This is a genomic window from Microbacterium flavum, assembly GCF_018717645.1.
Lineage (GTDB): Bacteria > Actinomycetota > Actinomycetes > Actinomycetales > Microbacteriaceae > Microbacterium > Microbacterium flavum.
The window spans coordinates 43,856-60,541 of record NZ_JAFLHG010000013.1 but is presented as its reverse complement, the minus strand read 5'-3'; the positions used below and the strand labels follow the sequence as shown (position 1 = coordinate 60,541).

Annotated in this window: 15 protein-coding genes and 1 tRNA gene; 8 read left to right on the top strand and 8 right to left on the bottom strand. The window is 70.5% G+C overall.

Translation table 11 applies throughout. The features are described 5' to 3' along the window. The first annotated feature begins 21 nt into the window (after positions 1-21). Entirely contained in the window at positions 22-660 is a 639-nt protein-coding gene (locus J0P97_RS13385; RefSeq protein ID WP_215488285.1) for a chemotaxis protein CheY, read from the top strand. Here the strand turns inward: J0P97_RS13385 and J0P97_RS13380 are convergent. Further along, positions 584-1,894 (bottom strand): M1 family metallopeptidase, encoded by a 1,311-nt coding sequence (locus tag J0P97_RS13380; protein ID WP_215488284.1) that lies wholly within the window; start codon positions 1,892-1,894, stop codon positions 584-586. The two genes, J0P97_RS13385 and J0P97_RS13380, sit on opposite strands and share 77 nt — an antisense overlap. Continuing rightward, the gene (locus J0P97_RS13375) at positions 1,891-5,841 is read right to left on the bottom strand and encodes a Pls/PosA family non-ribosomal peptide synthetase (protein WP_308163570.1); all 3,951 of its coding nucleotides are present in this window, start codon (positions 5,839-5,841) and stop codon (positions 1,891-1,893) included. The genes J0P97_RS13380 and J0P97_RS13375 overlap by 4 nt, the downstream gene beginning before the upstream one ends. Before the next feature lie 307 nt (positions 5,842-6,148). Between J0P97_RS13375 and J0P97_RS13370 the strand changes: the two genes are divergently transcribed. The 4 genes from J0P97_RS13370 to pstB all read left to right on the top strand — a co-directional run bounded on the left by J0P97_RS13370 (position 6,149) and on the right by pstB (position 10,330). Next, the gene (locus J0P97_RS13370; protein WP_215488282.1) at positions 6,149-7,270 is read left to right on the top strand and encodes a phosphate ABC transporter substrate-binding protein PstS; all 1,122 of its coding nucleotides are present in this window, start codon (positions 6,149-6,151) and stop codon (positions 7,268-7,270) included. Between the two features lie 171 nt (positions 7,271-7,441). Next, positions 7,442-8,440: a phosphate ABC transporter permease subunit PstC gene (gene pstC / locus J0P97_RS13365; protein WP_215488281.1), complete on the top strand. Its 999-nt coding sequence runs from the start codon at positions 7,442-7,444 to the stop codon at positions 8,438-8,440. Further along, entirely contained in the window at positions 8,437-9,534 is a 1,098-nt protein-coding gene (gene pstA / locus J0P97_RS13360) for a phosphate ABC transporter permease PstA (protein ID WP_372449719.1), read from the top strand. The genes pstC and pstA overlap by 4 nt, the downstream gene beginning before the upstream one ends. 16 nt (positions 9,535-9,550) lie before the next feature. Continuing rightward, complete coding sequence (gene pstB, locus J0P97_RS13355) at positions 9,551-10,330, top strand: phosphate ABC transporter ATP-binding protein PstB (protein ID WP_215488280.1); 780 nt, start codon at positions 9,551-9,553, stop codon at positions 10,328-10,330. Between the two features lie 35 nt (positions 10,331-10,365). Here the strand turns inward: pstB and J0P97_RS13350 are convergent, their stop codons facing one another. From J0P97_RS13350 to sigK, 4 genes are all read right to left on the bottom strand, one after another. Beyond that, positions 10,366-11,250 carry an aminodeoxychorismate lyase gene (locus tag J0P97_RS13350; RefSeq protein WP_215488279.1) on the bottom strand — a complete coding sequence of 295 codons (885 nt, stop codon included), beginning with the start codon at positions 11,248-11,250 and terminating at the stop codon, positions 10,366-10,368. 261 nt (positions 11,251-11,511) lie between these two features. Further along, complete coding sequence (locus J0P97_RS13345) at positions 11,512-12,153, bottom strand: DNA-directed RNA polymerase subunit beta (RefSeq protein ID WP_215488278.1); 642 nt, start codon at positions 12,151-12,153, stop codon at positions 11,512-11,514. A 49-nt stretch (positions 12,154-12,202) separates the two neighbouring features. Then, entirely contained in the window at positions 12,203-13,015 is an 813-nt protein-coding gene (locus J0P97_RS13340; RefSeq protein WP_308163568.1) for an anti-sigma factor, read from the bottom strand. Further along, positions 13,008-13,619, bottom strand: a complete 612-nt coding sequence (gene sigK, locus J0P97_RS13335; protein ID WP_215488277.1) for an ECF RNA polymerase sigma factor SigK — start codon at positions 13,617-13,619, stop codon at positions 13,008-13,010. The genes J0P97_RS13340 and sigK overlap by 8 nt, the downstream gene beginning before the upstream one ends. Before the next feature lie 233 nt (positions 13,620-13,852). Between sigK and J0P97_RS13330 the strand changes: the two genes are divergently transcribed. After that, the gene (locus J0P97_RS13330) at positions 13,853-14,515 is read left to right on the top strand and encodes a fasciclin domain-containing protein (protein WP_215488276.1); all 663 of its coding nucleotides are present in this window, start codon (positions 13,853-13,855) and stop codon (positions 14,513-14,515) included. Positions 14,516-14,620: 105 nt separating this feature from the next. After that, a tRNA-Lys gene (locus J0P97_RS13325) sits at positions 14,621-14,693 on the top strand. A gap of 129 nt (positions 14,694-14,822) precedes the next feature. Here the strand turns inward: J0P97_RS13325 and J0P97_RS13320 are convergent. Next, complete coding sequence (locus tag J0P97_RS13320) at positions 14,823-15,128, bottom strand: NIPSNAP family protein (protein WP_215488275.1); 306 nt, start codon at positions 15,126-15,128, stop codon at positions 14,823-14,825. A gap of 38 nt (positions 15,129-15,166) precedes the next feature. Here J0P97_RS13320 and J0P97_RS13315 point away from each other — a divergent pair, with 38 nt between their 5' ends. Further along, positions 15,167-15,355, top strand: a complete 189-nt coding sequence (locus tag J0P97_RS13315; protein ID WP_215488274.1) for a hypothetical protein — start codon at positions 15,167-15,169, stop codon at positions 15,353-15,355. A gap of 208 nt (positions 15,356-15,563) precedes the next feature. Here the strand turns inward: J0P97_RS13315 and J0P97_RS13310 are convergent, their stop codons facing one another. Next, positions 15,564-16,670 (bottom strand): fatty acid desaturase family protein, encoded by a 1,107-nt coding sequence (locus J0P97_RS13310; protein WP_372449720.1) that lies wholly within the window; start codon positions 16,668-16,670, stop codon positions 15,564-15,566. Positions 16,671-16,686: the final 16 nt, after the last annotated feature.

Here is a 16,686-nt window from a genome sequence, read left to right as displayed (position 1 = left end):
CGACCCGCGCTCAACACTGACATGACGGGCCTGCAGATCGCGTACGCCCGCGCACCGGTGATGCAGCGCGCGGCGCGTCGACAGGCCGCCTGGGGTCTGCTGCGGGGCCTTCTGGCCGGCGCCGGCCACGAAGATCCCGTCCTGTCCAATCCGTGCCCGCGCTGCGGTGGCCCGCACGGCCCGGTGCTCCTCGCGGAGGCGGATGGCACCCCGCTGCCGTGGCTCGCGGGCGTCGCCTACGCGGGCGGCTACGCGGTGGCAGCGGTCCACCCCCGCGGAGCCGGGGCGGGAGCTGTCACCGCGTTCGCGATCGATGCCGAGCCGCTCGTGGATGCCGTGCGGGACGCCGCCGGCGGCGCTCCGGGCGGGATCCTCCGGTGGGTGCGCACCGAGGCCGTGCTGAAGGCGACGGCGCGGGGACTTCGCATCGATCCCGCCGACGTCGAGATCGCCGAGGCGCAGACCGCCGGTGCCGACCTCGCCGACCTGGCGCCCGGCTGGTGGCGCGCGCGGGTCGCCGGCGCCCCTGCCCGATTCGTCGGCGCGGAGCCGTCCGGAGCGCTCGTGCCGCCGGGCATCCTCGTCAGCGTCGCGCTGTCGCGGGATCCGGCAGCGGCGGAAGGGTCGGGCCGTCCAGCCACGCCGCGAGGAGCGGGATGACCGCGTCGCCGCCGATGTCCGCCGCAAGCGCGCGGAAATCCGTCGGGGTCGCGATGCGGTGCCGGTACTCCGCGGTCCAGCGCGCGAGGAGGTGAGCGAAGTCCGTCTCGCCGATGGCGCAGCGGAGGGCGTAGAGGGTCAGTGCGCCCCGCTTGTAGACGCGATCATCGAACATGAGGTCGGGGCCTGGATCGGACAGGACGAGGTCCTGCGGGAGGGCACGGAGACGCGCGTGGTGCTTCGCCGCCTTCTGCGCGATGCTCGCGCGGCCCGAGCGCTCGAACCACATCCACTCCGAGTAGCAGGCGAAGCCCTCGTTCAGCCAGATGTCGCGCCACCGGCCGATGCCGACGCTGTTGCCGAACCACTGGTGCGACAGCTCGTGCGCGATCAGCCGTTGCTCGGCGGCCACGAGATGGTTGACCCCGAACACGGCCATCCCCTGGGCCTCGAGGGGTATCTCCAGCTCATCGGGGGTCACGACGAGCGTGCAGTCCTCCTGCGGGTACGGCCCGAAGGCATCCTCGAACAGAGCGAGCATGTCCGGGACGTCGGCGAAGGCGCGGTCGACCCGCTCGCGCAGGGACGGCGGAGAGACGACCCGCACCCGGGGATCCCCGGCGAGCGTTCGGGTCTCGTATCGGCCGACGTGCGCCGCTGCCAGGTAGGTCGCCACGGGCACCGACGTCTCCGACACGGCGGTCACGCGGCCGCCCGTGCGCGTGAGGGACAGCGGCCTCCCCGTCGCGACGGGGAGGTATCCGGCGTCGGCCGTGAGCGCGATGCGCATGCGGCCGCGGTCGTCGGGGCGGTCGTTGCACGGGAACCAGGTGGGTGCGCCGGTGGGCTGAGACGCGACGAGCGCGCCGTCGTCGAGCTCCTCCCAGCCGATCGAGCCCCACCGCGACCGGCGCGGCGCGGGCGCGCCGGCGTAGACGATTTCGACCGAGAACCGCTCCCCCGCCGAGAACCGGCGCGGCAGCTTCACGCGGAGTGTGCGCGGGCCCTGCGAGAACGCGGTGCGGCGGTCGCCGTCCACCCGCACGCGCGAGGCGCGGAGGCCCACCAGGTCGATCGCGATCGAGCTCACCGCTTCCGCGGCGACGACCGCGCTGAGGATCGCCGTGCCCTCCAGCCGGTTGGTGCGCACCCGGTAGTCGAGGGTCAGGTCGTACGATTCGACGCCGTAGCTCGCGTCACCGCTCTCGGGGGCGTACGGGTCATGCCCCGTCACGATGTCGACTGGTAGGCGCGGACCTTGACCGCACGCCAGGGGCCGATGGGGTTGCCGCTCCAGCGCGAGCCGACCGGCACCGACTCGCCGCGCATCACGAGAGAGGCGGGTCCCACCGTCGCGTGCGCGCCGATGGAGGCGGCGGGCAGGATGACACTGTGCGGGCCGAGGGTGGCGCCGGCTTCGAGTTCGACGGTGTCCATACTCATGATTCGATCATGGAACAGGTGCGTCTGCACAACGCAGCCCCGATTGACGGTCGCGCCGTCGCCGAGGGTCACGAGGTCGGGCTCGGGCAGCCAGTAGCTGTCGCACCACACGCCGCGACCGATCGTCGAGCCGAGGGAGCGCAGCCAGACGGCGAGCGCCGGCGTGCCCGCCGCGGAGCGGGCGAACCACGGGGCGGCCACCATCTCGGTGAAGGTGTCGGACACCTCGGTGCGCCACACGAAGCTCGACCACAGCGGCTGCTCCCCCGCACGGATCGGGCCGACGATCAGCCACTTCGCCGCCGTGGTGACTGCCGCGGCGACGGCACCGGCCGCCAGCATCACGAGCCCCGAGAGGAGGATGGCGACGCCGAGCCCCCACGCCTCGATCGCCGCCGCGAGCGTGAACAGCACCGCGAGACCGATCGCGCAGGTGACGATCACCGGCACGAAGCGGCAGAGCTCCCACAGCGCCCGCGCCACCCGCAGGCCCGCCGGGGGACGGTAGGTGCGCGACTCGTCGCCCTCCGCCGACTGACGCCTCAGCCGGACGGCCGGAGAGCCGAGCCACGACGACCCCGGCTTCGCCTTCGCCGGAGCGGAGGAGAGGACGGCGACGAGGCCGTCGCGCGGGACGCGATGGCCGGGAGCGGCCATGCCCGAGTTGCCCAGGAACGCGCGCTTGCCGATGTGCACGCGCCCGAGGCGCATCCAGCCGCCGCGCAGCTCGTAGGACGCGACCATGGTGTCGTCGGCGAGGAAGGCGCCGTCTTCGATACGGGTCATCGAGGGGATCAGCAAAACCGTGGATGCCTCGACGTCGCGTCCGACGCGGGCACCGAGCATCCGCAGCCACACCGGGGTGAACAGGCTCGAATAGAGCGGGAACAGGATCATGCGCGCCGAGTCGAGCAGCCGCTCGATCGTCCATGCCTGCCAGCCGACTCGGCTGCGGACCGGGTGCACGCCCTCGGCGAGGCCGATGGACAGCAGCCGCACGGCGACGACCACCGTCACCGCGACGACGAGACCGGCCACGACGACGGCGGGCACGAGCCAGGCCAGCGCGCCCAGGAAGGCGGCGGCGAGCGTGTCCGCTCCGGCGACGCCGCGTGCGACGACGAGGCCGCCGGCGGCGAAGGCGACGAGCGGGAGGAGGGCGAGCCCTACGGCCGACGCCGCGTAGGCCCACAGCCAGCGCGTGGGAGCGGGGGCGCGCTCGGCCGGCCATGGGTCGGGGCCCGATCCCGGACGCGCCCCGGCGCCGCCGACGCGTTCCGCGGGTGATCCCGCCCACGTCTGATCGGCGCGGACGCGACCGAAGACCGCCGAGCCGGGGGCGATGTCGGCGCGTCGGCCGATGCGGGTGCCCGGCGCCAGGGTGCTGCGTGAGCCCACGGTCGCCTCGGCGCCGATGCGGATGCCGCCGATGCGCACGACGTCGCCGTCGATCCAGTACCCCGAGAGGTCGACCTCGGGTTCGATCGCGGCGCCGTCGCCGATCTCGAGCATCCCCGTGATCGGCGGGAGTGCGTGCAGATCGACGCCCCTCCCGATGCGAGCGCCGAGGGCGCGCGCGTAGTAGCTGATCCAGGGCGCTCCGGAGAGTCCCACCGCATCCACCTGGTCGGCGATCTGCTCCGCGAGCCACAGGCGCACATGGACGCCGCCGCCGCGCGGATAGTCGCCGGGGCGCAGTCCCGCAAGGAGCGTCCGAGCCGCGAGCACGGCGACGCCCATCCGGCCGAACGGGGTCGCGAACAGCACGAGGCCGAGCACCAGCACCCCGAGCGGGACCTCGGGCAGCACGTCGAAGCCCGGGAAGAGGCGGAGGATCGCCGAGCCGGCGAGGAGGTACAGCGTGAAGCGGAAGCCGCTGATGACGAACAGGGGCGCTCCGAGGAGGACCTGGAGCCACTGCATACGCCGGGGCGTCGGCTCCGGGCGGTGAAACGCGATGTCCTCGTCCTGCAGGGCGTGTCCGACCGCCTTCGCCATCGTGCTCAGGCGCGGGACGTCGTAGATGTCGGCGACCGAGAAGTCCGGCACGCGGCTGCGGATGCGGGAGACGAGCTGCGCAGCGGCGAGCGATCCGCCGCCCAGATCGAAGAAGTCCGCCTTCCGGTCGGTGATGGGCAGGCCGAGCACGGCCTGCCACTGCGCGGCGAGCCACGCCTCCGCCGGAGACATGTCCGACACAGGGAGCTCGACGTTCGGAAGGGGCCACGGCAGCGCGGCGCGATCGACCTTGCCCGAGGTGCGCACCGGGAGCTCGGCCACGACCGCGAGGAGCGGCACGAGGGGCGCGGGCAGCCGTTCGGCGAGCGCTGCGCGGGCGGAGAGGCGATCGAAGTCGGGCGCCGCGGCGAGGTACCCCACGAGCACCGGCACTCCCGCCTCGGTCGTGCGCACGGCGGCGGCGGCCCCGGTCACCCCCGGAAGGTCCTGCAGCGCGTTCTCCACCTCGCCGAGCTCGATCCGGCGTCCGCCGACCTTCACCTGGTCATCCGCACGCCCTTGGAAGACGAGTCCGGCCGTCTCGAAACGGACGAGGTCGCCGGAGCGGTACGCGCGATCCCACCCGAGCGTCGGCATCGGCGCGTACTTCTCGGCATCCTTCTCGGGGTCGAGGTACCGCGCGAGCCCCACACCTCCGATGATGAGCTCGCCGACAGCACCCTCGGCGACGGGGAGTCCGTCGCCGTCGACCACGGCGAGGGCCCATCCCTCCAGCGGAAGACCGATCCGCACCGGCGGGATGCCGTCGAGCAGGGCGGCGCAGGCGACGACCGTGGCCTCGGTGGGGCCGTACGTGTTCCACACCTCGCGACCGTCGGCGACCAGGCGCGCGGCGAGTTCCGGCGGGCACGCCTCGCCGCCGAAGATGAGCAGCCGCACGTTCTCGATCGCCGAGGTCGCCCACATCGCGGCGAGCGTCGGCACCGTCGAGACCACCGTGATCCCCTGGCGGAGGAGCCACGGCCCGAGGTCCTCCCCGGAGCGGACGAGGGCACGGGGCGCCGGCACGAGGCACGCCCCGTGCCGCCACGCGAGCCACATCTCCTCGCACGAGGCGTCGAAGGCCACCGACAGCCCGGCCAGGACGCGGTCGGCGGGACCGAGCGGCGCGCCCTGCAGGAAGAGCCGCGCCTCGGCATCCACGAACGCCGCGGCAGAGCGGTGCGAGACCGCGACGCCCTTGGGCACCCCCGTCGAGCCCGAGGTGAAGATGACCCAGGCGTCACTCGACGGATCAGGCGGCGGCACGGCGACGATCGCGTGGGTCGACGGATGCGGAGCATCCCCCTCGAACAGGCCTACCCCGCCGGGGGCATCGTCGACGCCGTCCGCCGCGGTGAACTCGCCCGCCCCGGTGATCACGCCGCGCACCCGCGCCTCGCCGAACACGAGAGCCGCGCGTTCGTCGGGGTCATCGGCGTCGACGGGCACGTAGGCGGCGCCCGCCGCGAGGATGCCGAGGATGCCGACGTAGAGCTCCTTCGCCCCCGACGGCATCCGCACGCCGACCCGGTCGCCGCCGCGCACGCCCGCGGCATGGAGGCGGGCGGCTGTCGCGCCCACGCGGGCCATCAGCTCGCGGTAGCTCAGCGCCCCGGAGCCGTCGTCGATCGCGGATGCCTCGGGGAAGCGTGCCGTCGTCTCACGGAGGACGTCGAGCAGGGTGCGCGCGGGGGGCGCCTCGGCACGCCGGTCGAGCTCCCCCTGCGTCGAGGACACCACGTCAGGAGCTCAGCACGCGCGCGGCCGCATGCGCGCCCGCCACCGCTGTCCCGTTGATGGCTGCGCCGACTGCGCGCACGTCTCTCATCGTCGTCCCCATGCGCCACAGGATAGCCAGCCCATGTGAACGGCTCGCGAACGGCGATGCGGGTCCCGTGCGCACACGCCGCGGCCCGGTCGCGTGGCCGCTATCCCGTTCACCTGCCGTTCACCGCCACAGCGCAGTCTCGTAAGAGTCGCGGTCTACCGTCCGGAACGTGCCCTGCACCGGGCAGCACCACCCTGACTATGTGAAGGACTCACAGTGAAGCTCACCCGCATCGCCCAGCTGGGCGCTGTCGCCGCCGTCGCGGCCCTCTCCCTCGCCGGCTGCTCGTCGACTCCCGCGGCCACGCCGTCGGAGAGCACGAGCCCGACCGCCAGCTCGGTCGCCTTCGAGATCGACGCCAGCCTCGCCGGCACCATCACCGCAGGCGGCTCCAGCGCTCAGTCCAACGCGCAGGCCGCGTGGACGAGCGCCTACAACGCGACCGCGAAGAACGTCACGATCAACTACGACAAGTCGCAGGGATCCGGCGGCGGCGTCACCAACTTCCTGAGCGGCGCCTACGACTTCGCCGGCTCCGACGCGCCCCTGAACGCCGATCAGACCGCGCAGTCGGCGTCGATCTGCACGGAGGGCGGCGTCAACATCCCCGTCTACCTCGACGGCGTCGCGATCATCTTCAACATCCCCGGCGTCACCGAGCTGAAGCTGAGCGGCGAGACGATCGCGAAGATCTTCGCCCTCCAGATCACCGACTGGTCGGACCCGGCCATCACGAAGGACAACGGCACGGCCCTGACCGCCGGCCCGATCACGACGGTCGCCCGTTCGGACGGCTCCGGCACGACTCAGAACTTCACCAACTACCTCGCCGCGACGCAGTCCGCCGTCTGGACCTCGCCCGCAGGCAAGGACTGGCCGGTCGAGGGCAACGTGTCCAAGCAGAAGGGCGGGTCCGGTGTGGTCGAGGCCGTCAAGGCCGGCACCGGCACGATCGGCTACGCCGACCACTCCGCCATCGGCACGCTGAACGCGGCGTCGATCGTGACGGACGGCACCGCCGTCGCGTACAGCGGCGAGGCTGCTGCGGCCGCGTTCGAGTCGGCCGCCGTGGACGCCTCCAACGGCATCACCGGCGACCTGTCGAAGAAGTTCGACTACAGCAAGCTCAGCGCCGACGCCTACCCGATCCCGCTGGTGTCGTACGCCGTCGTGTGCACGACGTTCAAGGATGCCGCGCAGGCCGACCTCGTCAAGTCGTACCTCGGTTTCGTCACGAGCTCGCTCGGACAGTCGGTCGCGGAGAAGAACGCCGGTTCCGCGCCGCTGCCCGAGTCGGTGCTCGCCGCCGCCGCGGAGACGCTGAAGAACATCAAGTAACGCCTCGGTCCCGTTCCGGTCTGCGCATCCTCGTGCGGGCCGGAACGGGCTGAGCAGGGCCTTCGACCCCGCGTCGACGACTCTGCTGAGCCGGACCTCCGAACATCCGCCTCTGCGATCTTCCCGACCCGAGGAGAGAACACATGACCCCGCTCGACCTGGGGGCCCATCGTGGCTGACGTCACTGCCGCACCCGCGCAGAAGCGCTCCTCCATCACCGGAGGGCGCCGCGCCGGCGACTCGGTCTTCCTCGGCCTGTCCACCACGGCTGCGGTGTCGATCATGGTCATCCTCGCCGGCGTCGCGATCTTCCTGATCCTCAAGGGCCTGCCCGCCATCACGGCGAGCTGGGCCGAGGGCGACCTGGCCGGCTACCAGAACAAGGCCTGGGCGAACTTCTGGGACTACGTCGGACCGCTGCTGTGGGGGAGCATCTGGGCCGCGCTCATCGCCATGGTCCTCGGCACCCCCGTCGCCATCGGCATCGCGCTGTTCATCTCGCACTACGCGCCCCGCCGCATCGCCGGCTTCCTCGGGTACATCATCGATCTGCTCGCCGCGGTCCCCTCGATCGTGTTCGGATTGTGGGGCATCATCGTGATGCGCCCGCTGCTCCTCCCCTTCGCCCAGTTCCTCAACGAGTATCTGGGGTGGATCCCGCTCTTCCAGGGGCCGGTGTCCAGCACCGGATCGACCATGCTGGCCGGTGGCGTCGTGCTCGCCGTGATGATCCTGCCGATCGTCACGTCCATCACGCGCGAGATCTTCCTGCAGACGCCCCGCCTGCACGAGGAGGCGGCCCTCGCCCTCGGCGCGACCCGCTGGGAGATGGTGCGGCTCGCCGTGATCCCCTACGCCCGCAGCGGCATGGTCTCCGCGACCCTCCTCGGCCTCGGCCGCGCACTCGGCGAGACGATGGCCATCGCGCTCATCGTGTCTCCGAGCCTGATCTACTCGGTGGCCCTGCTCACCGACGGGTACAACTCGCAGACCATCGCGGCCAACATCGCGTTGAACTTCCCGATCGCGACCGACCTGCAGCGCTCCGCGCTCATCGGCACGGGTCTCATGCTCTTCGTCGTCTCCCTCGCCGTCAACATGCTGGCGCGCTACATCATCGCCGCGACCGGCCCGGGCGCGAAGGGCCGCAAGAGAGGAAAGCGCTCGTGACCGAGATCACCACGCAGTCTGCGCCTCCGTCGACCGCGCTGTCGCTCACCAGCGGCCGCCTGCCCCGCTTCGTGGAGCCCGTCGCCCTCGTCGCCGCACTCGCGGTCGTGGCGGCCCTTCAGTTCGTCCTGGGCGGATTCAACCTCGCCACCTGGCTGATCTTCGGCGCGCTCGTCTACCTCGTCGGCATCGCGGTGTTCTCGACGATCGTCGAGGGCCGCCGCAAGGCCACCGACCGGGTCGTGCGCGGCCTCGTCACGGCGGCCTTCGTGCTCGCGGTCGCTCCGCTCATCTCGACGCTGTGGACGGTCGTCTCCAAGGGTCTGTCGGTCCTCTCCTGGAGCTTCATCACGCAGGTCGGCGGAACCACCTTCGACCCGAACACCCTCGAGGTCGTCTCGACGCCCGGCGCCCTGCAGGCCGTAGTCGGAACCCTCATCGTGACCGGGATCGCCGCCCTCATCTCGGTGCCGATCGGCATCCTGGCCGCCGTCTACCTCGTCGAGTACGCGCAGCCGAACAACCCGCTGCGCCGATCGATCACCTTCCTCGTGGACGTGATGACCGGCATCCCGTCGATCGTCGCCGGTCTGTTCGCCTTCTCGCTCTTCGCCCTGATCGTCGGACCGAAGGCGTTCAGCGGCTTCTCCGCGGCGATCGCGCTCAGCGTGCTGATGATCCCCATCGTCATCCGCTCGACCGAGGAGATGCTCAGGCTCGTGCCGAGCGACCTGCGGGAGGCATCCTTCGCCCTCGGCGTCCCGCGCTCGGTCACGATCATCAAGGTCGTGCTGCGCACCGCGGCGAGCGGCATCATCACGGGCGTCGTCCTCGCCGTCGCCCGCGTGGTCGGCGAGACTGCCCCGATCTTCATCGCGGCGAGCTTCACCGACAACTTCAACGCCGACCCGTTCAACGGGCCGATGCAGACCCTCCCGGTCATGGCCTACACGGCGTACAGCTTCCCTGGGAAGGACATCGACGCCTCCCAGGCCCAGGCATGGGGCGCCGCGCTCCTCCTGGTCATCATCGTCGTCATCTTCAACCTGATCGCCCGGATCGTCGCGAAGGTCTTCGCGCCGAAGGCGCGCTGAGTAAGGAAAGGCACCCGTGTCCAAGCGCATCGAGGTCGAGGACCTCAACGTCTACTACAGCGACTTCCTCGCTGTGGAGGGCGTCTCCATGGATATCGCACCGCGCGCCGTGACGGCGTTCATCGGCCCGTCCGGCTGCGGCAAGTCGACCTTCCTGCGGACGCTGAACCGCATGCACGAGGTCATCCCCGGCGCCCACGTCAAGGGCAAGGTCCTCGTGGACGGGGACGACCTGTACGGCCCCGGCGTCGACCCGGTGCTCGTACGCCGCCACGTCGGCATGGTCTTCCAGCGTCCCAACCCGTTCCCCACGATGTCGATCAAGGAGAACGTGCTGGCCGGCGTGAAGCTGAACAACAAGCGCCTGTCGAAGGATGAGGGCGACGCGCTGGTCGAGCGCTCCCTGCAGGGCGCCAACCTCTGGAACGAGGTCAAGGATCGGCTCGACAAGCCCGGCGCCGGGCTCTCCGGCGGTCAGCAGCAGCGCCTCTGCATCGCGCGGGCGATCGCCGTCTCCCCCGATGTCCTCCTGATGGATGAGCCGTGCTCGGCGCTCGACCCGATCTCGACCTTCGCGATCGAGGAGCTCATCCAGGAGCTGAAGTCGGAGTACACGATCGTCATCGTGACCCACAACATGCAGCAGGCGTCGCGCGTCTCGGACAAGACGGCCTTCTTCAACATCGCCGGCACCGGCAAGCCGGGCAAGCTCATCGAGTACGACGACACCAACACGATCTTCACCACTCCGTCGGTGCAGGCGACCGAGGACTACGTCTCCGGCCGCTTCGGCTGAGCCCACGGACGTCGTTCCCGCGTGGCGCTCGGACCTCAGTCGCGAGGGCTCAGCAGGTAGGCGTTCATGGATGCGGTCAGCGCGGCATCCCCCGCGAGGGACGCTCCGTCGATCGCGGTGATCGGTGCCGCCAGGCGCACGCTCGAGACCAGCCACGCGGCATCCGCCTGGGGCAGCGAGGAGGCGGAGACGGTCTCGTACCCGACGTCGAAGCCGCGCGCGGCGAGGTGCTCGAACAAGCTGAGCTGGGTCGTGCCGTGCAGGATGCCGGCGTTCGGAGCCGGAGTCACGAAGGTGTCCCCGCGACGCAGGATGAGCGAGGCCGTGGGAGCCTCGAGGACGAACCCGTCGGTCGTCGTGAAGATCGCGTCATCCGCACCGCGGCGGCGCGCCTCTCGGAGCGCCGCCATGTTCACGGCGTACGACAGCGTCTTGGCACCCAGCAGCAGCCACGGAGCGCGCGCGGGCACATCGAGCGGATAGCCGCGATCGAGCGTCACGACGGCGACGCCCTCCGTGCGCGCGCGGGAGAAGTCGGATGCCTCGGCGGCGGTCACCCACGCCGTCGGCGCAGGTCCGTGCTCGACGCCGCGGCTCAGGATCAGCTTGATGACCGACTCTCCCGGCCCGCACGCGGCGGCGGCCACGAGCACGGCGGCGCGCCACTGGGTGAGGTTCGGCTCCGGAAGCTCGCACAGCGCGGCGGAGTGCGCCAGCCGGTCGAGATGCGCCGTGACCTCCTGCGCATGCCCGTCGACGACGCCGATCGACTCGAAGATGCCGTCGCCGCGCTGAGTGCTCAACTCACCCACGGTGAGGGCGGGGGCAGCCGGGTCGACGGCGGTGAACGTGTCGGTGAAGTCGGCCTGCGGCGACTGCGCCGCCACCGGGTCGATCATGAGAGCGAAGCGCCAAGCCATGCTGCGAGCCTACGCCCGGGAATGAACCGACCCCCGGCCCTTGTTACACTGATTCAGCCGGGCCGCAGTAACCCCGGGCTCCATCTTTCGCCGCTATGAGCGGCCTCGCGCCGAGAGGCGTTCTGCGGCCCGGCTCTTTCCTGCCCGGGCGGCCCTCCCCCGCGAGTGTCCAGAACTCGCGGACGCGCGCGCCCGGGGACCGCGTGTTCTGGACACTCGGCGGGGCATCCGGCGACGATCTGCGCGACGACGCGCGGGAGCTCAGGTCAGCATCTCGCGACGCCACAGTCCGGCGCACGCGGTGAGATCGCCGGCGTAGGTGTCCAGCCGCAGCGCCCGTGTCGTGAACGCGGCGGCGCGTTCGGGCTCGCTCGCGTCGTGGTCGTCGGCGAGATCGAGCGCCCCCGCTGCCTCCACGCGGCAGAAGGATGCCGCCCGATCGAGCGCAACCGCGAAGTCGCCCGTGAACACGCCGCGGAGGATCTCGTCGACGAGCTGCATGAGCTCCTCCGGCCCGACCGGGGTGGGAGCCCCCGCGACGACGTCGTCGACGGTGTTGCGCGCCGCGCGCCCGCGCTCGTAGAGGAGCGCCGAGGTCCGCGGATCGTCCCGCACCATGAGCTGCAGCAGGTACAGGCGCCACAGCGCGCCCGGCAGCGACATCGCCGGCGAATGCGACCAGAGCTCGGCGAGGGTGTCGATGCCGTGCGTGTCGGTGAAGGTCAGGAGTCGATCGACGACGTCATCCTCGGGCTCCTCGCGCACTCGGGTGAGCAGAGCGGATGCCGTGGCGTGCGCCGCGCGCGACACCTCGGCCGGATCGGTCGAACCGAAGCGCCGGTCGAAGGTGTCCGCGGGACGGTGGACGGGGCGGTGGTATTCACGTCGCGCGTCGTCATTCACCCGTCCAGGGTACCCGCGGTCACGCGTGCTCGGCCGCCCGGGCGAACGCTCAGGCGGTCGAGACCGCGAGGATCGGCGTCGTGGTGGGCGTTCCGTCCGGCGCTCCGCCGGCCGGCTCCACGGTGACGGCGATGACGTCGCCGGGCTGCATCGTGCCCGAGAGCTCCGCCGTGCTCTCCCCGCCCTGTGCGGAGAACGTCCCGGCGGGGATTGCGGAATCGCCGCGGACGTACCACAGCTCGAACGTCCGGTCGGAGGCGATCTCGGGCAGGCCGTCGGCGACGAGCACCACCTTGCCGAGGCTCTGCGACCAGTGCACGGTCGCGGTGCCGCCGTCGAACTCGCTCTGCGCGGAGGCCGCGTCGGGGGCATCCCGGATCTCGTTCAGCGCGGTCACGGACGCGGGCGTGTGCCACACGTTGGAGACCGCACCGACGCCCCAGCCGATGCCGACGAGGAGAACGAAGGATGCCACGAGCGCGAACAGTCCTCGCGTCCAGCTGCGACGCGCGACCGCCTGCACGACCTCGGTCGGCGGCGATGCCGGCGATGGAGACGGAGTGTCGTCGGCGGCGGGAGCGTCCTCGGTGACGGAGGCGTCATCCACGGCCGTTGCGTCGGAGGGGACGACGGGAGCCGCGATGGCGGCGAGCACTTTGGAGCGGATGTCCATCGGCGGCGCGACCGGGGCGATCCCCTCGGCGAGGCCGGCGGCCGTCTGCTCGTCGAGCGCGACGACGTGCTCCCACTCGGGGTGCGCCTCGCGGGCGGCGCGGAAGAGGGCGGCGTCGTCGGCCGAGAGGGCGCCGAGAGCGTGACCGGCCGAGAGTTCGGCGAACTCGTCCATCGTCATCTCATCCATTGGTCACCCCCATTTCCTGGCGCAGTCGCGACAATCCGTCGCGCATTCTCGTCTTGATCGTCCCCAGTGCGGTCCCGGTCATCGCCGAGATCTCGCTCTGACTGTAGCCCCCGAAGTAGGCGAGGGTCAGAGCTTCGCGCTGCGGTGCGGGAAGGACATCCAGGGCCCGTGCGATCCGCCTGCTCTCGATGCGCAGCTCCACCTGTTCCTCGACGCCCGCGGGCTCCGACCTCAGCTCCTTCAGGCCGGCACGCTCGTCTCGATCGGCACTGGACTGCGCCGACCGCACCCGGTCAACCGCCCTCCGATGCGCGATGGTCATGACCCACGCCCTTCCCTGACCTTTGTTCGGAGCGAACTGGGATGCGGATTGCCAGATCTCGAGGAAGACCTCCTGCAGCACCTCCTCGGCGTGGGAGCGATTGACGAGCACGCGGAGGATGAGTCCGAAGACTCGAGAGGACAGCAGGTCGTACAGCTGGGCGAACGCCCCCTGATCCTGTGCGGCCACCCGCTCGAGGAGCTCGGCGGCATGATCGCGCGGACGACCGGCGCCTGCGCCCGGCGTCACTTCTACTCCGTCGATGACCATCCCACTCAGCATGCCGCATGATGACCCCCTTCATCGTCCCCTTGCGTCACCCGAATGTGAACGAGTAGGCCTCGACGCCCGGGTGCGGGCCTTCTCTGTCGGGAGTGGTTCGCTGCGACGGGCCTTTCGGATTGTCTGGAACCTGTTCTTTCGTCTCGTCTGGAATCTCTTCCAATCCGATCGGGCGGAGCCTCCGAACCACACTCGAGGCCGCACCCTGCGACCCCCGATCACGGAGGCACATCATGCTCAGCACCAAGAAGAAGATCACCGCCGCTCTCACCCTCACCATCGCCGGCGCTTTCGCCCTGTCGGCGTGTTCGATGGGTTCCTCCACCCCGGCGGAGACGACGCCCGCCGCCATGGAGGAGATGACGCCGTCGGCCACCCCCTCGGACATGGCGATGGACCCGGCCGCCAACCTCGTCGGCACCGGCTGCTCCGCCTACGCCGACGCCGTCCCCTCGGGCGCGGGTTCGGTCCAGGGCATGTCGCAGGACCCGGTGGCCGTCGCGGCATCCAACAACCCCCTGCTGACCACGCTCACGGCGGCCGTCAGCGGGAAGCTGAACCCGGATGTCGACCTCGTCGACACGCTCAACGGCAGCGAGTTCACGGTGTTCGCTCCCGTCGATGACGCGTTCGCGAAGATCGACCCGGCGACGATCGAGTCCCTCAAGACCGACAGCGCCACGCTCTCGAAGATCCTCACGTACCACGTGGTCCCCGGCCAGATCGAGCCGTCGGACATCGCCGGCATGCACAAGACGGTCGAGGGCGGCGAGGTCGACGTCACCGGCTCCGGCGACAACCTGATGGTCAACGGCGCCAAGGTCATCTGCGGTGGCGTCCAGACCGCCAACGCCACGGTGTACCTGATCGACACGGTGCTCATGCCCACCAACTGATCAGCAGGCTCCCCTCTCGGGACAAGAGGGGAAAGAGACGGTGCGGCCGTCGGCGCGGGGGTGCCGACGGCCGCACCGCGTCGTACCCGATACGCTGGGATACGAGGGCCTCTAGCTCAGTCGGTAGAGCATCGGACTTTTAATCCGCGGGTCGTGGGTTCGAGCCCCACGGGGCCCACTCACGGGTGACAGGCGGACGACGTCCGAGGGAAAGAAAAAGCCCCGACTGTTACCACACAGCCGGGGCGAGACGAATGAGAAGTCCGCCTATCGGGACCCAGTCTACGGCCTGCACCTGGGAGGTCGCTCAGCGCCGCACGGGCGACAGGAAGCGCCGCTCGTAGCGACGGATGCACCCGGTCGTGCGTGCGAGCTCGAACGCCTCGTGACACTCCGGATCCGTCTTGGATGCCTCCCGGTAGAGCTCGTACGCGGCCAGCGACGGAAACGTGAAAAGGGCGAACGCTTCGTCACTGTCGCCCTCGCTCGGCATGAAGTAGCCGTGGTGGTCACCCCCCAACCTGTTGACCAGCCGGATCCACATCCGGCCGTACGCGGTGAAGGCGTCGAGCTTGTCGGGGTCGATCTCATAGCGAAGATGAACAGTGATCATCGGGTTCCTCCGGATCCAGGTATCGAGGAGTCTGGCGGATGAAGACGCCGCCTCAGCATCATCCCGGCACCGCGATCGGAGAGTGGCGGAGAAAGGTCGGAAGCTGGCAGGGCTCCGGCGAATCAGATCAGCGGGTCACGCCCCTCGGGCGGGTCGCCGATCTGCGAGGCGCTCGCTTCGTCGCGGGGATCGTGGGTCACGGGGCCGCGACCGAGCTGCAGGTCTGAATAGGGGTCGGAGGCCGACAGGTCACCCGACGGAGGCGGTGGACGACGCCGGCGCCGGAGCAGGCCGACGACGACTCCCACCGCGAGGAGGGCCGACGACCACGGCCGCGATCACGACCCGTGTCCTCACGATGCGGCTCATCATCCGACGGTAGCGACCGTTTGACGGCCCCGCTGCACAACGCGCTCAGCGCGCTCGAGCCTCCGCTCAGGCTCGACGGTAAGTGGCTGCCATCGGGCAGTCGAACGGGTCGCGAGCGGCGAGTCCGACGCGGTTCAGGTAGTCGATGACGATCGCGTAGGAGCGGCCGAGCGAGGTCTCCACGTACGGCACGTTCAGCGTGCGGCACTGGTCCATGACGATGCTGCGTGCCTTCGACAGGTGCGGGCGCGGCATGTTCGGGAACAGGTGGTGCTCGACCTGGTAGTTCAGACCGCCCATGAGCCACGTCGCCCACCAGCCGCCGCGGATGTTGCGCGAGGTGCGCACCTGCTTGCTGAAGAAGTCGAGCTTGGCGTCCGGCGCGATGATGGCCATGCCCTTGTGGTTCGGCGCGAACGACGCGCCCATGTACACGCCGAACACGGCGACCTGAACGCCGAAGAAGGCGAAGGCCATTCCGAGCGGAAGGAAGATGAAGACGGGCGCCACGAAGATCGCGAAGCGCGCAGCGATCATCGCGATCTCGATCCAGCGGCCCTTGACCTCGCCGCGGCTCGCCAGGTGTCGCATGCTGATCACGTGCAGGTTGAGCCCCTCGAGGGTGAGGAGCGGGAAGAACAGCCAGCCCTGGCGGCGCGTGATCCAGCGGCGCAGCCCACGGGCGGTCGCGGCGTCCTCTTCGATGAACGAGATCGTGTCGATCTCGATGTCGGGGTCCTTGCCCACGCGGTTGGGGTTCGCGTGGTGACGGGTGTGCTTCGTCGTCCACCAGGCGTAGCTCATGCCGACGACGCCGCTGGCGAGCACCCGGGCGAGCCGGTCGTTCGCAGGACCCGAGGTGAGGATCTGGCGATGGGCAGCCTCGTGCGAGAGGAAGGCGACCTGCGTGAGCAGGATGCCGAGGGCTCCGGCGATCAGCAGCTGGAACCAGCTGTCCCCCAGCAGGATGAACCCGGTGACGCAGCCGCCGAGACCGAGCGCGATCGCGGTGCCGACCAGGATGTAGAACCACGGCGTGCGGTGCAGGAGACCCGTCTCACGCACGACCTGCGAGAGGTCGGTGTACGCGCGGGCCATCGGGGGGAACTCTTTGGTCCCCGCGTAGGTCTGGCGGATGGGACCGAGTCGGGATTCGGTGACGGTAGAGGAGATGATGCGCCCCTGACGA

Excerpts from the sequence above, each read along its gene's own strand:
- sigK (WP_215488277.1), bottom strand. The coding sequence starts at position 13,619 with ATGCTGAGTGGGATGGTCATCGACGGAGTAGAAGTGACGCCGGGCGCA.
- J0P97_RS13385 (WP_215488285.1), top strand. The coding sequence starts at position 22 with ATGACGGGCCTGCAGATCGCGTACGCCCGCGCACCGGTGATGCAGCGC.
- J0P97_RS13330 (WP_215488276.1), top strand. The coding sequence starts at position 13,853 with ATGCTCAGCACCAAGAAGAAGATCACCGCCGCTCTCACCCTCACCATC.
- J0P97_RS13340 (WP_308163568.1), bottom strand. The coding sequence starts at position 13,015 with ATGGATGAGATGACGATGGACGAGTTCGCCGAACTCTCGGCCGGTCAC.
- J0P97_RS13320 (WP_215488275.1), bottom strand. The coding sequence starts at position 15,128 with ATGATCACTGTTCATCTTCGCTATGAGATCGACCCCGACAAGCTCGAC.
- J0P97_RS13350 (WP_215488279.1), bottom strand. The coding sequence starts at position 11,250 with ATGGCTTGGCGCTTCGCTCTCATGATCGACCCGGTGGCGGCGCAGTCG.
- J0P97_RS13315 (WP_215488274.1), top strand. The coding sequence starts at position 15,167 with ATGAAGACGCCGCCTCAGCATCATCCCGGCACCGCGATCGGAGAGTGG.